The sequence below is a fragment of the Vibrio sp. CB1-14 genome, assembly GCF_040412085.2.
Taxonomy (GTDB): Bacteria; Pseudomonadota; Gammaproteobacteria; order Enterobacterales; family Vibrionaceae; genus Vibrio; species Vibrio chaetopteri.
On the sequence record NZ_CP115920.1, the window covers coordinates 1,675,142 to 1,695,420 of the forward strand.

Consider the following 20,279-nt stretch of genomic DNA (forward strand, 5'->3'; position numbering starts at 1 on the left):
AAGAGTTGGCTTTTTTACATCCTCGAAGAAGTAGTTACTGTCGAGTTTGCGCTCTATTGGTGTCGTCAAATGGCCATTTCTGTGTTCGGTGTGCGTTTATGATGAGTGCATCAGCTAACAATGCTCAACAGAAACGAGGAACACGACATGAAAAAGCTAATTACTAACGCGAACGTTTTTAATGGTACTGATGACAAGCTTATCGAGAACGTATCGGTTCTTATTGAAGACAACCTGATTACTCAAATTGGCGACGTCGACCCATCGATCGCTGACGAAATTATTGATGCGAAGGGCGGGATCGTGATGCCTGGGCTAATCGATGCTCACGTTCACATCACGTTATCTGCGGGCTTTACAACGCTTGATGCAATGACAAGAGAAGAGATTGCTATCCGTTCAGCGAAAATATCTCAAGAAATGCTGATGCGAGGGTTTACGACTTGTCGAGATGTTGGTGGCAATACGCTTGGTCTTAAAAACGCCATTGATAGCGGATACGCAACAGGCCCCCGAATTCTGCCATCTCAAGCGGCAATTTCTCAAACTTGTGGCCATTCAGACTATCGCCAAAATCAAGCGCAAGAGCGCCTAGCTAACGGACATGAAGACTCGCCTTTGATGAAAACAGGTACTTTCAAAGCAGCGGTAGAAGCGGCATCTGACTATGGCACTTATGTAGCAGCGCACATCCACACCATTCCGGCAATGAAAAGAGCAGCCGAAGCTGGAGTTAAGTGCTTTGAGCACGCCACGATTATGGATGACGAAGTTGCCCAGATCATCAAAGAGAAAGGGATTTGGGTTGTACCGTCTTACTTCACGTCATCTTTGATTGCTGAGCGCAAAATTCCGCTACCTAACGAAGAGACGTATCGTAAGACCGAGCGCGTTGGCAAGGCGATGTTTAAGTCAGCCGATTTGATTAAGAAGTACCAAATCGAAAACTTGGCGTTTGGCACTGACTGTGTGGGCGCATCGAATGTCCATGAAACTCAGATGCAAGAGCTAGGAGCAATTGAAAAGACGTTCGACACTATTACAGCTCTACGCATGGCAACATCAAACTGTGGACGACTGTTCGAAATGTCTACCTATCAGCACCCATACCAAGAAGGTAAGCTGGGACAAATCGTGGAAGGGGCGTATGCCGACCTTTTAATTATCGATGGCAACCCGTTGGAAGGTGTTGAGTGTGTGATGAGCGATGAGGCTAAGAAAGTGATTATGAAAGACGGTGATATATACAAAAACACGCTGTAGTGATGAGAGAGAAAAGAGCCAGTGTGGCTCTTTTTCGTTAACTGTACGAATTCAGAGGTAGTTTGAAACTATACGATTGAACAGCTAGAACTAGTTTCCTCACAAAGCTATTCTGTATTTCCGGCACTCTATATAGTAACAAGAGGTTAAGAGAGTTTTGCTCCCTTTTAAAACGGTGAAACCCCGATGTTGGTAGCATCGGGGTTTCGAATTTTCTAAAATTCTTGGTTGGTAAGGCCGAGAATCTTTCTATGCATAAGGTTTGGATTAAATCCGATTAATTCCTTGGTAGGGGAATTAGATACGGATGAAGTCCATGTGCTCAACTTTTGGCTTGAACGCGTGACGTTGAACGTCTTGTGGCTTAACCTTAACTTCTTCGCCAGCAACCACTAGAGTGATGCCTTCGTAGAATTCTGGCTTGTCCATTTGGTTTACGATGTCATCGTGGTTTAGAGCAACTGATAGAGGTGCTGCTTCACCACCGTAAACGATTGCTGGGAATTGACCAGCGTGACGTAGGCGGCGGCTCGCACCCTTACCTAGTTCAGTACGTACTACTGCTTCGAATTTCATAGTTTTTACTCTCAAAATAGTAAAATTAACAAATACGTTTTGACATAGCGACCTAGTCAAAACTTAAATCGTTTTAAGGGATCGTAAAGATACTCTCAAAACGAGCGCGGATACTAACATCCATACTGGGGCTCGGCAATAGCAAATTGCTTATATCTCTACTATTTTTCGCCCTTTGCGCGCTTTAGCTTAAGAACTGCGCGCAATCCGCCCATTTTACTCTCTCCAAGCTCTAGTTGGCCACGATAACTGTGCGCCATTTCAGAGACAATATTAAGTCCAAGACCCGTGCCAGGTGTGCTTTCATCCAGGCGAACGCCGCGTTTGGTGACTTCTCGGCATTGCTCTGCTGGAATGCCCGGCCCGTCGTCTTCGATGATGAGTTCGACTTCAGAGTCGTCAATATCATTTGAGTGAACTCGAATTATACTGTTGCCCCACTTGTAAGCGTTCTCTAGTAGGTTGCCAAGCATCTCATCTAAGTCGGCTTTTTCTACAGCGACTTCCAAATCGGTATCCAGCTCGCTAATAAGAGCAATCTCTCGTTCGGCAAAGACCTTGTCAAAGGCGAGTGAGATAGCATCGACGCGCTCGCTAGGTGAAGATTTCACTGCGAGGATGTTCATCGCACCCGCCATACGTGCACGACCTAAGTGGTAATCAATCTGCGCTTGGATTTGAGCGATTTGTGGCTCCAACTTAGCACGGTCTTCAGCAGATAAGCTTTCAAGCTCGTTCTTGAGCACAGATAGCGGCGTTTTAAGTGCGTGTGATAGGTTGCCTGCATGATGCCTTGCTCGTTCAAGAAGCTCCTGATAGTGAAAGAGTAGGGCATTAAGGTCTTTTACCAGCGGCGCGATCTCTTTAGGGTATTGCTCGTCTAATGAGTGCTGTTCGGCAGCCCTTAGACTTTGTAGCTCACGTTGCATTTTCCCTAGTGGACGCAAAGACCAGCTCACCTGGCCAATGATGAGTGCCAATATACCGAAGACCATAACCCCAAGAATGAGCCAGAGCTCACCGGTAAGAGACTCTAGTGTATCATCAATAGGATCTTCATCTTGGCCGATAATAATAGTGACACCGTCACTTGCCTCTGGCAAAAACAAAGTACGCCTTATCGTGATGAGCTTTTCATCTTTGGCGCCAAAGTAATGGGGCTGTTTGTCTTTACCTTTGGTACGCAGTGTTTGATCCCAAAGAGAACGTGAGCGCAGGGTGTCTTGCTTGGTTTCAATTTGCCAGTAGAGACCACTGTATGGCTGAGTGAAGCGAGGATCGGAAAGTTGAGCCGAAAGAATAAGTTGACCTTTGTCGTCGACCTCGAGGTTGGCGGCAATTTCATCCATGGCATGACCAAGTTGAACTTCGAGATCACTGATTAGGTAATCTCGAACTAACCCAGGAATGGATACGCCAGCGGCAATTGTCATCGCGGAGAGCCACAGCGTCGCTGCGAGCAATAGACGAGTTTTGAGACTGAGCTTTTTGGCTCCCTTGCGTAGTCTCTCTTTGGAAAGATTAGGCATTCAATTGATACCCGAGTCCTCGAACGGTTCTTATGACATTTGGAGCGATCTTTTTACGGATGCGTCCGATGAAGACTTCAATCGTATTGGAGTCGCGATCAAAATCTTGTTTGTAAATATGCTCGACCAGTTCAGTACGGGAAATGACTTTGTCGGCATTATGCATAAAGTAAGCAACAACTTTGTACTCAAGTGCCGTGAGACTCACTGCACTGCCTTGCCAAATGACTTTAGACGTTCGTGTATCTAGGCTCAGATCGCCAATTTGCATCAGTGGAGAGGCGTTACCCGAGGCGCGGCGCAGCTGTGCACGGATACGGGCGATGAGTTCAATCATTTCAAATGGTTTGGTGAGGTAGTCGTCTGCACCTGCGTTAAGGCCTTCAACGCGTTGTGTAAGTGTGTCACGAGCGCTAAGGATTACGACTGGCGTGTTAATGCCTTCATCTCGAATACCTTTTAACACTGTTAGGCCATCGATTTTAGGAAGCCCTAGGTCGAGAACAATCGCATCCCAATCTTCAGACGTAGCGCGATAAAGTGCATCAATACCATCTAGAGCCAGCTCAGGTACCCAGCCTGCGCTTTCAAGAGTTTCTAAGATTTGTTCACCCAATCTTGGTTCATCTTCAACAACAAGAATCTTCATTATCTTTCTCTTTTATTTATAGTTGCTTGCGATTTATTTTTTGATAACTCGTTGTAGATTATGGCCTTTGATCTCCATCATCTCCAGTGTCGTTGCATTGTATTCGACTTTTATAACGTCTTGATCATGCAAGAGCTTGAGCTCGTATATCCATTCGTTATCATCTTCTTCAAGCTCGACTTTTATCACGCGACCGTTGAGATCGTTTTCAACCGTCGCAAATAGCTCTGAGAAAGGTTTGATAAGACCTTGTTGAACGGCATCAAAGACTTCGTCTTGATCTTCATCGAACTCTACGCGAGTATCACCCGTTTCTACATCTTGGACTAACTCGTGACCGCTCTGTTTATTAGCAGCTTGGTCGTCAGAGAAAAAGCCTGCGTTTGCCGTTAAAGGTACGACTAGCGAGGCTGAAAGAGCGAGTGTGGCAAAGATTTTATTTACTGGGTAAGGCATAGCAAGATCTCAGCGTTATCAAACATGGTATTAATATAAAGGGCGAAATATGAATCAAACCTGAACAGGTTTTCAGTTTAATTCATCATCGAATACTTTATCGCGCATTTTCCAGAAACGGCCACTTTTACGAGCAATGACAAAAGCGGGCAATCTAAACCTGTGCTGATTGTTTACCACTTTAGTTGGCGAGGTGGCGTCAAACTCACGATGCTTATCCGCCAAATGCGGGCGCACGAATTTAGATAAAAAGGTCTGTTTTTGCTTTTTGGTGCTCAAAGACCAGAACTCACTCACCTGAGCATCGTTGTCGCCAATGTAATTAACACGCAGACTGCTTTTGCCTTTGTCATCCTTATGAACTTGCAGGTTCATGTCGACGCACTCGAAGACTAATGCGTCTTTAAGGTTGAGCGCCTCTTTGAGTTTTTTATCTGGGTCGACCAAGGTAGCGTCGCACTCGTGACAAATTCGAGCGGCAATGTCGTTATCTGCGCCACATTCAGAGCAGTATTTGGCTCTGAATCGATAGTCGCAGTGTTCACGCTCACCAGTCTCTTCATCGGTAAAGTAGCCTTGGCATTTGCGGCCAAAGTGCTCAATTAAAAAACCGTTGGCATCGAGTTTACCCCAAAAGTCATTGTTAAAGCCGCAGGCAGGGCAGGGGATGGTAATGATTTCCGAGTCTGAATCGGGTTTTGGGTTGCCAACTTCAGGTTGATAGAGATCGTATGTGTTTCCTGCATAATCGAGTACTAAACATTCCGTTTTTCCATCAGAAAGGCGAAGGCCACGGCCAACAATTTGCTGATACAGACTGACGGATTCAGTTGGACGCAGTATCGCAATTAAATCGACATGCGGCGCATCAAAGCCTGTGGTTAGTACGGATACGTTGACCAAGAATTTGATTTCTCGCTGTTTGAAGCGGGTTATGATGTCGTCGCGCTCGGGCGTTGGTGTATCGCCTATGACGATTTGACTGGCTTGTTCTGGCAGCAGCGAAAGGATCTCTTGTGCGTGACGCACCGTTGCGGCAAAAATCATCACGCCTTGCTTATCTTCACTGTAGCGGATGATCTGCTCCACAATCTGAGGCGTCGCGCGCTTGGACTGCTCAATCACCAAGTCCATTTCCGACTCCTTGTATTTACCCATGCTGGTGGGCTTTAACTGAGAGAAGTCGTAGCTCAGTACTGGAGCATCAATGAGTTTTGCAGGGGTAAGGAATCCTTCATCCAAAAGGTACTGAATCGGAAGTTCAAAAATACAGTCTTTGAAGAAGCGCGGCTCATCGCTACGCACCAAGCCTTTGGTGTGATATTGGTAAATCCAGCCGACACCAAGGCGATATGGGGTCGCGGTCAGTCCAAGTATTTTTATGCCAGGGTTAATATCGCATAAATGACTGATGACTTTTTGGTAGCTCGATGTTTTGGTCTCTGGCACGCGGTGGCATTCATCGATGACCAGCAATGAGAACTGATTGGCGAATGCATCAAGGTTTCTCACCACAGATTGTACTGAAGCGAAGACGACTTGTTCGGAGGTTTCTTTGCGCCCGAGACCCGCTGAGAATATCGACCCTTTCAGGCCGTAGCCTTCATATTTTGCGTGGTTTTGCTCCACTAACTCTTTAACGTGGGCGAGCACGAGTACTCGACCGCGTGCAAGGCGAGCGAGCTCAGCAATGACCAAGCTTTTACCGGCGCCTGTTGGGAGCACGATGACAGCTGGGGTGTCATTTTTGCGGAAATAATGGATAACGGCTTTAACGGAGTCGGCTTGATAAGGTCGAAGCGTGTACATACGGCTCAGTTTTACTCTACATTTTGAAAAACCCCTCTATAATACCCCACGAAATGAAAACGAGGTATTCATGCGTTTAGATAAGTTTTTGTGTGACGCGTTAGGCGCTACACGTAAAGAAGCCACAAGAATCATCAAGTCAGGTGACGTGACTGTTGATGGCGTGATTCAAAAGAGTGGTGCAATCAAGGTAACAGAAGAGAGCTGTGTTGAGTGGCAAGATCGTGAGGTGCGTATGCAAGGGCCTCGCTACATCATGTTATTTAAGCCTGATGGTTTTGTTTGCTCTCATGAAGATGGTTTTAACCACACGGCCTTTGTGCTGCTTGATGAAGTGAAAATGGAAAATCTCCACTTTGCTGGTCGATTGGACGTGGATACTACCGGCCTGGTGTTAATTACCGATGATGGTCAGTGGTCACACAGAATTACATCGCCAAAACACAAGTGTGCTAAGACTTATCGCGTGTGGTTGGCCGATCCTGTTCAGCCAAACTATCAGCAAGCGTTTGAAGAAGGCATCGAGCTTAGAAACGAAAAAGCGCCAACCCTTCCAGCGCAGCTTGAAATCATCGATGATAACGAAGTGTTATTGACTATTCATGAAGGCAAATACCATCAAGTTAAGCGCATGTTTGCGGCACTTGGCAACAAGGTTGAAGGTCTTCATCGTGAGAGTGTGGGTGAAATTGTTTTGGATGAGATGCTTGAGCCGGGCGAGTATCGTTATCTCACTCAAGAAGAAATTGACTCAGTCTGGAAAAAGTAATACTAATAGTTTGATTTATAAGTTTAGATTCATTTTGTGAACACAGTGGCTGTGAGCCCCTAATCTAATCAGTGCATAGCAGACTGCGCTTTGTGCTGACGACCTTCCTATTCTCGCAGCCAGTTTCACAACCAACCTCACTCAACGGGACGTTGAGTAAAACATGAGCATAAAAGCAAGGAATGCGGCTCATCGACGTTTTAGGAGCGATATGAGTTCTCAAACCACATCGCAGCCCAATACACCCCAACTTGGTTTGTTACTGTTTTTAGTGCTTGGCGCTATTGGTGCATTGACGCCGCTGGCGATTGACATGTACCTCCCTGCGATGCCAACGATCGCGCAGGATATGGGTGTCACCGCTGGCGCTGTGCAAATCACGTTAACCGTGTATACCGCTGGGTTTGCTATTGGTCAGCTTTTGCATGGCCCGCTTGCGGACAGTTTTGGACGCAGGCCTATCTTGTTATTTGGCGTGTTCTTTTTCGGTGTTGCCTCCGCAGTGTGTGCGACCACGACCAGTATTGAATCGCTTACTTTGGTTCGTACTGCGCAAGGGTTTGCTGGTGCTGCTGCCGCGGTGATTATCCAAGCTGTCGTTCGTGACATGTTTGATAAAGAAGACTTCGCGCGCACGATGTCGTTTGTTACCTTGGTTATTACCTTGGCACCTTTGGTTGCACCAATGATTGGTGGTCATCTTGCCGTTTGGTTTGGGTGGCGCTCAATCTTTTGGGTGTTGACCGGCTTTTCGGTGATCGTTATTGCAGCTGTTCTTTGGAAAATTCCAGAGACGCTGGCTCCAGAAAACAGACAACCGCTGCGATTTAGAACCACAATAAAAAATTACCTGCGTCTTTGTCACAACCCAGTTGCGATGGGGCTTATTTTTTCCGGTGCATTTTCATTTGCGGGCATGTTTGCCTTTCTGACAGCCGGTTCGTTTGTCTATATTGATATCTATGGTGTGTCGCCTGATCAATTTGGTTACCTGTTTGGGCTGAACATTGTGACTATGATCATCATGACCAGTTTAAACGGCCGCTTTGTTAAGAAAGTAGGTTTGCACGGTATGCTGCGCTTTGGTATCGGTGTCCAGCTATTTGCTGGCATGGGGCTATTAGTGAGTGGCGTACTTGATCTTGGTATTTGGGGCATTGTGCCGTTTGTGATGCTATTTGTTGGTACGCTGTCTACGATTGGTAGTAATGCTATGGGCTTACTGCTTAGTGGTTACCCGACAATGGCTGGCACAGCTTCGTCGTTAGCGGGTACGTTACGATTTGGCACAGGATCGGTGGTCGGCGCTATTGTGGCGTTTTTACCGAGTGGTACACCGTGGCCAATGATTGCATTAATGGCGATTTGTTCGGTATTATCCGCCGCCTTGTATTGGACGTTTGGAAAGAAAGCGTAATGTCTGCATATTATTCAGAAATTCAAAAGGTCGTGAACTCAGCATTAGAAGAGTTGGCGGCAGAGCACGCAACAGGGAAGTTGATTAACTCACCTGTATCGAATAACCACTTTTTGTTGAGGTGGGTAACACGTGCGATTAAAACTCAGCGTTTTGGTAAAGCGACGAGTGCGAACCTTATCCAATGGCAAAAGACTGGGCGTTCTAAGGGCAATGAGTCGATGCTAGAGCCTACGTTCAAACGCATCTCTGCCTATTACGAAGGCTTCTTCGGTTGCGAGATAGCCCCGATTACTGATGCTAAAATCGAGCAGTTCATTGATGATATGGAACAAGCTGGCTGGGGCGTGTGTACGTCGGAAGTATTGACCGATGGCAGCAAAGTCCAATTCTTCACCGATGGCGCCAACTCGTTTGCTGTGTGTGCTAATCAATGTGATGACTGCTTTGATGGTGAGAACCTAGTGAAACCAATGAGCTGGTTTGTTCGTGGTAACCACGCTGAGTTCGTCACGAAAGCTTATGAGGCTGGATTTATGCTTCACAAAGTGACCGATTATAAGTCGAAAGTGAAATACCACGGTGAGTACCTTGTTTATCCACTTAACCAGGGTACGCAGTTAGCGGAAATTCCGCTTTCATTTAAAGCGTAGCTATTTGGTTTTAAAGAGTTGGTTCAAAAAAGCTGGTTTAGAAAAGCGTAGCTCCATCTTAGTTAATGGGTGCTACGCTTTTTTGTTTCTGAATCAATGTCATACTCGTTTAACTGGGCTTGCTATCTGTTTAGTTAGTTTTGCGAATCGCCTTGCTTTACCAACTATTTAGCTTTACGAACTATTTAGATTTGCGAACAATAGCTCGAACCATGCCTTTAAAAATGAACAGGTGAGCTGGCATCATCGCAAACCAATACAGTAGTCCTAAAAAGCCTTTAGGGTGCCACCAAGCGCTGATGTTTATCTCACGTTTGTCACCATGGTCTGTGATGGTGAACTCTAGCCGTCCAAGTCCAGGCCCTTTCATCCCAAATAGAAGGGATAGAAAGTAAGGCGGCTCGCAGCGAATGACTTTCCATGAATCGATAAAGTCACCCACCTTTAGCCCTGGCCCTTCGGGAGAGCGCCTCACCGGACGACCACCACCAAAGAAGATGTCAAGCCACTCTCGGGTTCGCCAAAGTATATTGGCGAAGAAGTAGCTGTCTTTGGGATCGCCAATGGTTTTAACGACATCCCATAGCTGCTCAGCGCTTTTACTCGTTGTGAAGCTCGCTCCGGTTTTTTTAGGATAATAACCATACCCAGCTTGCCAACGGCTAAGTGCTGCGGGCTCAAAACCCCATACATTGCTGCGAATGAATTCACCGTCCTGCTGAATGCTGGATGCGACGGATTGCTGGTAAGAAATGAGCTCTTGCGGGAAGCGCTGCCTAATCGATTGAGAGTTGGCAATAAAATCATGCTCAAGCCCAGCCAGTAGAGCACGGCCGATACTTGAAGGCACGGATGTGACCACGCCGAGCCAGTAAGAGGCGATTTTTGGGGTGAGAAGTGGTGTTGCCCATAGACGCAACGGCTTGCCTATTTGCTGACAAATGACCTCAAATTGTTGGCGATAGGAGAGTACATCGGGTCCACCGACCTCATAAATCTCGCTATTTGGTTCGGCTTCTTTTGATAGTTCAATAAGATAGTGGTTGAGGTTCTCCAGCGCGATAGGGTTGGCTTTAGAATCCACCCACTTTGGCGCGATAAGCACGGGGAGGTTGTAAACAAAATCGCGCATGATTTCATACGCGGCGGAGCCTGGGCCTATTATCACGCCTGCGCGTAATTCAGTGATGGGTACTGTACTGGTGCGTAGTAACTTGCCCGTTGCTTTACGAGCGGCTAGGTGCGCAGAGTTTCCGGTTTGTGGCTGTATGGCGCTGAGATAAATAACATGCTTTACCTCGCTGATTTCCAGCGCATCGCGAAAGTTTTGTGCGAGCGACAGTTCGTATTCTAGAAAATCATGTCCATGCGCCATTCCATGTACTAGGAAATAGACCAGATCAAATTGCGGAACGAGCGCAAGAGTGGCTTCACGATCGGCTAAGTCTAGGTATTCGAAGGTTAAATGTGAGTGGGGGATAACCCGAGCTTTAAGGTAGTCAATTTGCCGCGCTGCAGCGGTTACTTGATAACCTTGAGCGAGTAAAATAGGGATTAGTTGTGAGCCAACATAGCCCGATGCGCCGAGAACCAAAACTCGTTTCATTTCTATCCCTCGATTTTATTACAAGAAAAACTATCTCTCTAAAACTTAACACATTTTAGAAAATTTTCAGAAAAGCTATTCTGCATAGTCGCTGATTTTTCATTGGCGGAAAAGCAAATTATTGAAGTGCTCTTTTATTATTGAGCGACAGCATATTTTATAAGAATAGCGAACTCGCAGAATAGTCGGGTGATCTAGGGGTTTTTCCTTCCTTGTAGGTCGATTTTAGTGTAGATTCAGTGTCCAAATTTTCGTTTGCGTAAAGAGTTTCAATGCTTAAGTTGTCTGACCTTAGCAAGGGCTACATTGACGGTGGTGAATTCCATCCTGTACTGCAAAGTGCAGAGTTAACACTGGCACAAGGTGAACAACTGGCATTAATGGGTGAAAGTGGCTCTGGAAAGAGTACCTTACTGAATTTAATCGCAGGGATCGATAAAGTAGATTCTGGTGAAATTTGGTACCCTGACTTTGCTATGCATGAAGCGAAAGAGAATAAGCGCACTGCTTATCGCCGCAACAATATTGGTCATATCTTCCAGCAATTTAATTTGCTGCCAACGCTAAACATCGCCGACAATATTCGCTTCTGCCGCCAAATTAAAGGCTTACCTGAAGATCGTGGGTTGTGGCGTCAAATTCTTTCCGCACTCGATTTAATGGCGTTATTAGGACGTTATCCAGAAGAAATTTCCGGTGGTCAGCAGCAACGTGCGGCTATCGCTAGAGCGTTGTATATGGAGCCGAAAATCTTGCTTGCGGATGAGCCAACCGGAAGTTTGGACGAGCGAAACGCTGAGGCGGTCATGCGCTTGTTGACGTCTCTCACTCGACACTTGGAATGTACCTTGCTGGTCGTGACTCACAGTGAAAAAGTGGCGTCGCATCTAGATGGCTCAATTCGCCTTCAAGGAGGGCAATTGCATGTTATGGCCCGTAGTTAAGGCGCTACTGGGACATTATCGTCGCCATCCTCTACAAATTCTTCTCGTTTGGCTTGGTCTAACACTGGGTGTATCACTGCTTGTTGGTGTTACCGCAATCAACCATCATGCTCAGCAAGCCTATGCCAGTGGCGAGCGACTGTTTGCCAATCCGGTTCCTTATCGCATTCGTCCTAAACACGCGGAAACCAAAATCCCGCAAGGTTTCTATATTCAATTGCGCCGTGATGGCTTCAAGCAATGCGTTCCGTTTGATATCCAGAAAGTGACCACTAAAGATGGCTTAGAGCTGAACTTAGTGGGCGCCGATCCTATTTCTCTCCTGCAATTGAAGAACAAGGTCACTATCAGTGACATTGAATCACAAGATTTGATTAAGGTGCCCACCACGATTCTTGTTAGCCATGATCTGTCTGAACTAAAGGGTTGGAAAAATGGCGACTCGATTACTTTAGACAATGGCTTAGTGCTTGGGCCTGTGAAAGTGGATCGAAAAGTCGGCATTAAAGGCATGCAGATTGTCGCGGATATGTCCTTGGTTCGTGCGCTTAAACGTTCTGCGGGTTTGTCTGTCATTGCTTGCGGTGAAATGAGTTCTGGTCAACTAGAACGACTTCGCAAAATGATCCCAAATGGGATGACACTGTCACGCAGTTCTCAATCTGAGCTGGAATCTCTGACCGCCGCTTTTCACACTAACTTGTCAGCGATGAGTATGCTGTCGTTCGTGGTTGGGCTGTTTATCTTTTATCAGGCAATGTCACTGTCATTGGCTCAGCGTCAACCGCTTGTTGGTAGCCTGCGACAAGTCGGAGTGTCTGGTTGGCAATTGGCGCAAGCGCTCTGTATGGAGCTCGCGGTATTGGTCTTCCTAAGCTGGCTATGTGGCAACGTGTTTGGTCTTGTGTTAGCAAACCAACTTATCCCTGCCGTTTCGCAAAGCTTGAGTGATCTTTATGACGCCAATATTGGCTTGAGTATCGAGTGGAGCTGGCAATGGAGCTTGTACAGCTTTGTGCTTGCGATGTCGGGCGCGGTGATTTCTTGTGGCTGGCCTTTGTTCCGCTTGTTGAAGACGCAGCCAGTCCGTTTATCTGCGCGACTTTCTTTAATGCGCTTTACAGGTGCAGAGTTTACTTGGCAGGCATTTTTAGCTTGTGGCCTGTGTGTGGCGGCAGTCGCGATTTATCAGGCTCCGAAGTCTCAAAACTCAGGTTACGCTATTATCGTACTCATGTTACTTAGCGTGGCATTGATTACCCCCTTTATTACTTGGAAGATTTTTACCCTGTTCTCCTACTCACTTCGCTGGGTCAAACTGCGCTGGTTCTTTGCTGATGCAGCGGCGAGTATGAGCTATCGCGGTGTGGCGAACATGGCGTTCATGTTGGCAATGGCGGCGAACATGGGTGTTGAAACCATGGTTGGCAGTTTCCGTGATACCACGGATCGTTGGCTAACTCAGAGATTAGCGGCGGATATTTATGTGTATCCGACCAATAACAGTGCGAATCGCATGAGCCGCTGGTTGGAAGAGCAACCAGAAGTCGAACGCGTATGGTGGCGCTGGGAAGAAGAAATCCCAACCGAATCTGGCTTGATGCAAGTTGTGAGTACTGGTAATTCGGTTGGCGAGATGGATGCATTAACGGTGAAAATAGCGGTGCCAAACTATTGGTATCACCTTCACCATTCTCGCAGCATCATGATCAGTGAGTCTATGGCGCTGAAACGTGATTTGCGCCCGGGAGACTATGTCGACTTGGGAGCGCCGCTAGGGGGTAATTGGCATATTGTTGGCGTCTACTATGACTATGGCAATCCATATCATCAGGTATTGCTGTCGGAAAACCGTTGGCTTGCGAATTTGGCTGGCTCGGGTGATGTCGCCCTGGGTGCGGTGTTAAAAGACAAGACTCAATCGCTGTTTGTCGAGCAGAGGCTTCAATCACGCTTTAGGCTGAGCAGCGAACGTATTTATGATAATACCTCTATCCACAATAAAGCGATGACTACGTTTGATCGCACCTTTGCTATTGCCGATACGCTTGGCAACATCACATTGGTGATTGCCGTGTTTGGTATCTTCTTTGCGACCATTGCCGGGGAGATTACTCGTCAGCGACATACTTCATTACTGCGCTGTCTTGGCGTTTCAGGTAAAGAGTTGGTGATGATAGGTGGCCTACAGCTATTGGTGTTTGGTTTGATCTCCGCAGCGATCGCGATGCCTTTGGGTGTGGCGCTGGCGCAGCTCATTGTCGACATTGTGATTAAGCAGTCCTTCGGCTGGTCACTTGAGCTGCAGATTGTGCCTTGGCAATACTTAGGAACGTGTTTGTGGTCGTTGGCCGCATTGGTTATCGCGGGTGCGCTTCCTGTATTGAAGCTTATTCGCAATACTCCGATTCATTCACTCAGGGATGCGCTATAAATGAATCGAATGCAGAAACTCATTTTAGCTTGTTTGTTGATTGTTGTGGTCGCAGGAACGGTTATCTGGGTGACCAAGCCGGTACACGATGCGATTACAGTAACCAAAACAAGCCAAATTAATGCGGTGTTTGGTTCCCCAGGTAAAAAGGTGTTTGAGCCAGTTTTGCCAGATAGAGAGATCAAGCTACCGCAAGATTTTCGTTTTCATCCAGAGTTTCAGCACGAGTGGTGGCAGTTTGTCGCTCAATTAGAAGATGAAGCAGGGCAAACCTATTGGTTGCGAGTTCGATTCTTCCGTTATGCCAGTGACGATCGCGTTGCTACTGGATGGCAAGATCCTCAAATCTATATTGCTAACGTAGTACTTAATAGTCATCTAGGTATGTTTACTGATCAACGCATAGCTCGTGGCGGTATTGGCCAAGCGGGTGGGTTAAGTCGCCCGTTTCGAGTGTGGATTGATGATTGGTCTTGGCGCTCTTTATCGAGTGAGCCACTGCCGGGTAATTTAAAATTGGCGACCGAGCAATTTGCGGTGAATCTACAGCTTATGGCGGCCGGTCATTATGCTCTGATTGGTGAAAATGGTTACCACAAGAAGCATGACTTACTGCCGCGCGCGTCTTATGCCATTGAGGCTCCATTTGTGAAAACCGTCGGAACTCTGGTGCTCGCGAATGGAAAGGTACTGACGGCTAAAGGCCGAGCTTGGCTCAGCAAAGAGTGGGGCAGTGAGTTAGTTGGTGCGAGCTATGTTGGCGAAGATAACTTTATTCTTTGGCTTAGCGATGATGAAGCATTACTAGTAAGTCGTTATCGATACAAAGATAATATGCCTTACACTAGCGCTGCGATATTGGATCGCCAAGGCAACGTCAAGAATATTCCTACAGACGATATTACTATTCGAGCCGTTAGCTATACCGAATTTGACTCAGGACGGCGCGTCCCACTTAGCTGGCGATTGCGAGTACCTAGCCATGATATAGATGTTGTCATTAAAGCGCGTAAGCGTGATAACTGGGTCAACTTCGTTGTGCCCCAATGGCAAGGGGCTATCATGGCAAATGGCTCCCACCAAGCTCAAGGATTCATGCAATTAAGCGGCTACTAAGCCGCTTTTTTTGTGCGTTACTCAGTTACATCTGACACTTCTTGTTACGCTATCGTGTCATATTGTTGTTCTAGAATGATATTGACGTTGAGTAGACTAAGCTAAGTCATTCATTCATCGCGCCAATCTTTGCTCTATACTGTTACTAATGGTGCTGAATTGGTATACATATCTCGAATCTTGTAAGAGTATTATTCGGTTATTCCTACATTTAACATCCGTAGAATCGATTTTTTATGGTATTTAACTAGATATACAATTTTTAACATTCAAACAATGTGAATAAATATTAAGGGCTTTACATTATGAATGACGTCATTCGTAACTTTTTTAAGATGGAATCTGCAGGGGGCATCATCCTAGTTATTGCTGCGGCAATTGCGATGGTTATCGCCAACTCTCCTCTCAATGAAATGTATCAAGGCGTGCTTCATACCTACGTTTTCGGTCTATCAATTTCACACTGGATCAACGATGGTTTGATGGCAATCTTCTTCTTCTTAATTGGCTTGGAAGTTAAGCGCGAGTTACTTGAAGGCGCTCTAAAGTCAAAAGAGACAGCCATCTTCCCTGCAATTGCAGCTGTCGGTGGTATGGTTGCTCCAGCACTTATTTATGTTTTGTTTAACATGGGTGATGCACAAGCTATGAGTGGCTGGGCTATCCCAGCAGCAACAGATATCGCCTTTGCTTTGGGTATCATGGCACTGCTTGGTAAGCGTGTACCTGTTGCTTTAAAAGTCTTCTTACTGGCGCTTGCTATTATCGATGACTTGGGCGTTATCGTTATTATCGCGCTTTTCTACAGCAGCGACCTATCCACTATCGCATTGACGCTTGGCTTTATAATGACGGCAATACTGTTCGTACTTAATGCTAAGAAGGTGACTAGTATACCTGCCTACCTAGCGGTTGGTGCGGTGCTTTGGGTAAGTGTACTGGCCTCTGGTGTTCACGCGACGCTAGCTGGTGTGGTACTTGGTTTTGCTATCCCGCTTAATGGTAAGCCGGGTGAACATTCACCACTTAAGCATCTAGAGCATGCTCTTCACCCATACGTTGCATTTGGTATTCTTCCTATCTTTGCATTTGCCAACGCAGGTATCTCGCTAGAGGGTGTATCAATGTCAGGACTAACTTCGATGCTACCGCTGGGCATCGCTATGGGTCTTCTAGTTGGTAAGCCACTGGGTATCTTTACCTTCAGCTGGGCGGCAGTGAAACTTGGTGTTGCGAAACTGCCAGAGGGCGTTGACTTCAAACAGATCTTTGCAGTATCAGTGTTGTGTGGTATCGGCTTTACCATGTCTATCTTTATCGCGTCATTGGCGTTTGTAGGTGTGAGCGCAGAGTTTGATACTTATGCAAGACTGGGTATTTTGATGGGCTCAACAACCGCTGCGGTTCTCGGTTACATCCTACTGAACCTATCGCTTCCAAAGGAAGCCGCACCCGAGCCAAAAATTCAATATTAAGCCACTTAGGTATTAAGTACTCAGGCATTAAGTGCTTAGGCATTGCAGTGAGAACAAAACAAACCCAGCTTCGGCTGGGTTTTTTTATGGCTCTAGAAAAACGATAAGCAAAAAAAAGCCCAAACCAACAAGGGTTTGGGCGGATACAAATAGGAGTTAATAAGAAAAAAGCAGCATGTAGTCAACAAAGAGAAAAACAGTGGCATCAGAAACTCATTCTTCGCTGACTACACTTTAATAGACCCACCTGATCGAAATTAGTTCACACAAAAAGCAAAAAAATTAAGAAAACTTCAAAGCCCCTTTAAAACAGCCTCTTGAGAAAGATGTCCGACCAGTATGTGAAAAGTTTGATGTTAATCACTTGTTATCTTGGTGTTGCGGGAGTATATTCAAACATATGTTTGATACGGGCGATTGAAATGACGACGAGACTTACCACTAAAGACAAAATTCTGGACGTCGCTGAAGCGTTATTTGCAGACGGCGGCTTCAACGACACATCACTGCGTACGATCACCAGTAAGGCGAACGTGAATCTAGCATCGGTTAACTACCACTTTGGCGACAAAAAGACGCTCGTTCGCGCGGTACTAAATCGTTACTTGGAAGCCTTTATGCCGGCGGTTGAAACGGCGCTGTACCAACTTAATGAGCGCGAAGACTATGACATGGTTGACGTATTCCAGTCGCTCAAAGAACCATTGCTTGCGCTTAACGATGTTAAGCCGGGTGGTGCGAGCCGCTTTATGTCACTAGTAGGCCGTGGGTATACCGATGTACAAGGTCACCTACGCTGGTTTATCACGACTCGATACACAGAAACATTGGCCATGTTCACTCATTCAGTGATGCGTGCCAATCCTAAATTAGATGCAGAAACCCTGTTTTGGCGTCTGCACCTTACGCTTGGCACCTGCGTATTTACTATGGCGTCGAGTCGGGCGCTCTCTGAAATTGCGCTGAGCTCATTCGAAAAAGAAGTCAGCGCAGAAGCAATTATTGACCAGATTATTCCTTACCTCGCAGCCGGTGTTGCAGCGGAGTAAAACTTTAAAACCAAAACGTATATAGAAACGAAATAATAAAAATACACCTGAACAAAAGGATAGGTATCATGAGCTCTCTACGAAGAAAATGGATCAGTGACCCAGCGTTTAAACTGTTTAAAAAAGTGCTACCGCCATTGTCCGCGACAGAGCGTGAAGCAATGGAAGCGGGTAGTGTTTGGTGGGACGGAGAGCTTTTCTCTGGTAAGCCAAATTTCAAAACGCTGCATCAGTATCCAAAGCCAGTTCTTACCGCTGAAGAACAGTCTTTTATGGACAACGAGCTAGAAACGTTGCTTGCAATGCTCGACGATAACAAGATTGTTAAGGAAGATCGCGACCTACCTAAAGAGGTTTGGGATTACCTGCGCAAAGAGCGTTTCTTCTCTCTGATCATTTCTAAAGAGTTTGGCGGCCGTGAATTTTCACCACTGGCGAACTCAACTATCGTAACTAAGATTGCAACGCGCAGTATTAGTGCGGCTGTATCTGTCATGGTACCTAACTCGCTTGGTCCAGGTGAGCTGCTGTCTCACTATGGTACAAAAGAGCAAAAAGATTACTGGCTACCAAGACTTGCCGATGGTACAGACATTCCATGTTTCGCTCTAACAGGGCCGGAAGCGGGTTCGGATGCGGGCGGTATTCCAGATAAAGGTGTGGTTTGTTACGGTGAGCATGAAGGCAAAGAAGTGCTCGGTATTCGTCTAAACTGGAACAAACGTTATATTACCCTTGCACCGGTTGCAACAGTATTGGGCTTGGCATTCAAGCTTCACGATCCAGATCAGTTACTGGGTGAAAAGGAAGACATTGGTATTACCTGTGCACTTATCCCAGCAGACCATAAAGGTGTAGAAATTGGTGAGCGTCATGACCCACTTCACCTTGCATTTATGAATGGTCCAACACGCGGCAAAGATGTGTTCATTCCTATGGAATGGCTGATCGGTGGCCAAGAGTACGCAGGGCGCGGCTGGCGTATGCTCGTTGAATGTCTATCTGCTGGTCGTGGTATCTCACTTCCTGCGTTAGGTACAGCAATTGGCCACCTAACGACGAGAACAACTGGCGCGTACGCTTATGTCCGTAAACAGTTTGGTATGTCGATTGGTAAGTTTGAAGGCGTAGCAGAAGCGATGGGTCGCATTGGTGGTCTTACTTACCTGCTTGAGGCAACACGAACGCTAACAACAACATCACTGGATATGGGTGAGAAACCTGGGATCGTGACAGCGATTGCTAAGTATCACATGACAGAGATGGCGCGTACGATTCTAAACGATTCAATGGATATCCATGCCGGTCGAGCTATTCAAGATGGCCCAATGAACTATCTTGCATCGAGCTACCTTGGTATTCCTGTCGCGATTACGGTTGAAGGTGCGAATATCCTAACTCGTAACCTGATGATCTTTGGTCAAGGTGCGACACGTTGTCACCCTTACGTTCTACAAGAAATGGAAGCAGCAGCGAATCCAGATGCTAAGCAAGGTGCTGCTGACTTTGATCAGTTACTGTTTAAGCACATTGGTCATGCGACTAAAAATACCTTTGGTGCCTTTGCCGCGGCTCTGACGGGTTCTAAATTTGTCGGCGCACATATGAGCGGTCCAACTAAGGTTTACTACAAAGACTTAACGCGTTTAAGTAAGGCGCTTGCGGTCAGTTCAGACTTCGCGATGCTAACATTGGGCGGCGACCTAAAACGTAAAGAAATGATCTCTGCGCGTTTAGGTGATGGTCTAGCGTATCTATTTATGGCTTCTGCGGCTCTGAAGAAATACGAAGATGATGGCCGTCAGGCATCGGATCTCGACTACGTGCATTATGCGGTTCAGCACTGTTTCCACAACGCGGCTAAGTCGCTAAACGAAGCGTACAAAAACTTCCCAGCTCGTTGGGCAGGTGTCACGCTAAAAGGACTGTTGTTCCCACTAGGCAACCACTTCGAGAAACCATCTGACAATCTAACGCTTGAATTGGCGAAGAGCATGATGGTTCCGGGTGCGCATCGTGACCGCTTGACTCACCTTTGCTACATTGGTGAGCAGCCAAACGACAAGATTGGTTTGATGGAAAACGCGTTCCTAGCGATGTACGACATCCGTGACCTAGAGAAGAAACTGTTTGTCGGCGTGAAAGAGGGCAAAATTGCTCGAAAAGGTCTACTGAAAGATCGCTTGCAGCAAGCTATTGAAGCGAATGTGTTAACAGAGCAAGAGGTCGATAAAATCCTTGCTGCTGATGCACTGCGCTACAAAGCGATTCAGGTTGATCACTTTAGCCACGATTTCTCTGAAGTGAGAACGGATAAAGTTGATAAGCCCAAGCTGAACAGCGTAGCGTAATGGTTCACTGCGTGGCATAAATCAGAACTGTGCCACTTAACGCGAACTAAATGGTCTAAGCGCTCTAGTTTCTAGAGCGCTTTTTTTGTGCGCTATGAGTATGAAAGTGCTCCAACCACTTGGCAAAATCAGAGAAATTGACAGAAATAGGGTGCGAACTGGAAGTGAAACTCTTATCCTACT

16 protein-coding genes are annotated in these 20,279 nt (G+C 46.5%); 10 read left to right on the forward strand and 6 right to left on the reverse strand.

From position 1 onward, the window contains the following. The first annotated feature begins 147 nt into the window (after window positions 1-147). Window positions 148-1,263 carry an amidohydrolase family protein gene (locus PG915_RS07585; RefSeq protein ID WP_353498570.1) on the forward strand — a complete coding sequence of 372 codons (1,116 nt, stop codon included), beginning with the start codon at window positions 148-150 and terminating at the stop codon, window positions 1,261-1,263. Window positions 1,264-1,560: 297 nt separating this feature from the next. On the opposite strand, the gene rplY is transcribed toward PG915_RS07585, so the two are convergent. The 5 genes from rplY to PG915_RS07610 all read right to left on the reverse strand — a co-directional run bounded on the left by rplY (window position 1,561) and on the right by PG915_RS07610 (window position 6,282). Continuing rightward, window positions 1,561-1,839: a 50S ribosomal protein L25 gene (gene rplY / locus PG915_RS07590; protein WP_353498571.1), complete on the reverse strand. Its 279-nt coding sequence runs from the start codon at window positions 1,837-1,839 to the stop codon at window positions 1,561-1,563. 161 nt (window positions 1,840-2,000) lie between these two features. Next, window positions 2,001-3,368: an ATP-binding protein gene (locus tag PG915_RS07595; protein WP_353498572.1), complete on the reverse strand. Its 1,368-nt coding sequence runs from the start codon at window positions 3,366-3,368 to the stop codon at window positions 2,001-2,003. Next, on the reverse strand, window positions 3,361-4,017 hold the full coding sequence (locus PG915_RS07600; protein ID WP_353498573.1) for a response regulator transcription factor: 657 nt from the start codon (window positions 4,015-4,017) through the stop codon (window positions 3,361-3,363). Before PG915_RS07600 ends, PG915_RS07595 begins: the two co-directional genes overlap by 8 nt. A gap of 33 nt (window positions 4,018-4,050) precedes the next feature. Beyond that, entirely contained in the window at window positions 4,051-4,473 is a 423-nt protein-coding gene (locus tag PG915_RS07605; protein ID WP_353498574.1) for a PepSY domain-containing protein, read from the reverse strand. Between the two features lie 72 nt (window positions 4,474-4,545). After that, entirely contained in the window at window positions 4,546-6,282 is a 1,737-nt protein-coding gene (locus tag PG915_RS07610) for a DEAD/DEAH box helicase (RefSeq protein WP_353498575.1), read from the reverse strand. A gap of 70 nt (window positions 6,283-6,352) precedes the next feature. Here PG915_RS07610 and rsuA point away from each other — a divergent pair, with 70 nt between their 5' ends. The 3 genes from rsuA (at window position 6,353) to PG915_RS07625 (ending at window position 9,121) form a co-directional block, all read left to right on the forward strand. After that, window positions 6,353-7,051 carry a 16S rRNA pseudouridine(516) synthase RsuA gene (gene rsuA, locus PG915_RS07615; RefSeq protein WP_353498576.1) on the forward strand — a complete coding sequence of 233 codons (699 nt, stop codon included), beginning with the start codon at window positions 6,353-6,355 and terminating at the stop codon, window positions 7,049-7,051. Between the two features lie 211 nt (window positions 7,052-7,262). Further along, complete coding sequence (locus PG915_RS07620; RefSeq protein WP_353498577.1) at window positions 7,263-8,468, forward strand: Bcr/CflA family multidrug efflux MFS transporter; 1,206 nt, start codon at window positions 7,263-7,265, stop codon at window positions 8,466-8,468. Beyond that, a complete protein-coding gene (locus PG915_RS07625; protein ID WP_353498578.1) occupies window positions 8,468-9,121 on the forward strand; it encodes a DUF2913 family protein in 654 nt (217 codons plus the stop codon). Before PG915_RS07620 ends, PG915_RS07625 begins: the two co-directional genes overlap by 1 nt. A 181-nt stretch (window positions 9,122-9,302) precedes the next feature. Here the strand turns inward: PG915_RS07625 and PG915_RS07630 are convergent, their stop codons facing one another. Further along, window positions 9,303-10,727, reverse strand: coding sequence for a DUF2867 domain-containing protein (locus tag PG915_RS07630; RefSeq protein WP_353498579.1), 1,425 nt, complete (start codon window positions 10,725-10,727; stop codon window positions 9,303-9,305). Window positions 10,728-10,999: 272 nt separating this feature from the next. Here PG915_RS07630 and PG915_RS07635 point away from each other — a divergent pair, with 272 nt between their 5' ends. The 6 genes from PG915_RS07635 to PG915_RS07660 all read left to right on the forward strand — a co-directional run bounded on the left by PG915_RS07635 (window position 11,000) and on the right by PG915_RS07660 (window position 20,096). Next, complete coding sequence (locus PG915_RS07635; protein ID WP_353498580.1) at window positions 11,000-11,671, forward strand: ABC transporter ATP-binding protein; 672 nt, start codon at window positions 11,000-11,002, stop codon at window positions 11,669-11,671. Further along, window positions 11,652-14,105 carry an FtsX-like permease family protein gene (locus PG915_RS07640; protein ID WP_353498581.1) on the forward strand — a complete coding sequence of 818 codons (2,454 nt, stop codon included), beginning with the start codon at window positions 11,652-11,654 and terminating at the stop codon, window positions 14,103-14,105. The genes PG915_RS07635 and PG915_RS07640 overlap by 20 nt, the downstream gene beginning before the upstream one ends. Beyond that, a complete protein-coding gene (locus tag PG915_RS07645) occupies window positions 14,106-15,221 on the forward strand; it encodes a lipocalin-like domain-containing protein (protein ID WP_353498582.1) in 1,116 nt (371 codons plus the stop codon). A 305-nt stretch (window positions 15,222-15,526) separates the two neighbouring features. After that, window positions 15,527-16,696, forward strand: coding sequence for a Na+/H+ antiporter NhaA (gene nhaA / locus PG915_RS07650; protein WP_353498583.1), 1,170 nt, complete (start codon window positions 15,527-15,529; stop codon window positions 16,694-16,696). A 422-nt stretch (window positions 16,697-17,118) separates the two neighbouring features. After that, on the forward strand, window positions 17,119-17,745 hold the full coding sequence (locus PG915_RS07655) for a TetR/AcrR family transcriptional regulator (protein WP_353498584.1): 627 nt from the start codon (window positions 17,119-17,121) through the stop codon (window positions 17,743-17,745). Between the two features lie 68 nt (window positions 17,746-17,813). After that, the gene (locus PG915_RS07660; protein WP_353498585.1) at window positions 17,814-20,096 is read left to right on the forward strand and encodes an acyl-CoA dehydrogenase; all 2,283 of its coding nucleotides are present in this window, start codon (window positions 17,814-17,816) and stop codon (window positions 20,094-20,096) included. Window positions 20,097-20,279: the final 183 nt, after the last annotated feature.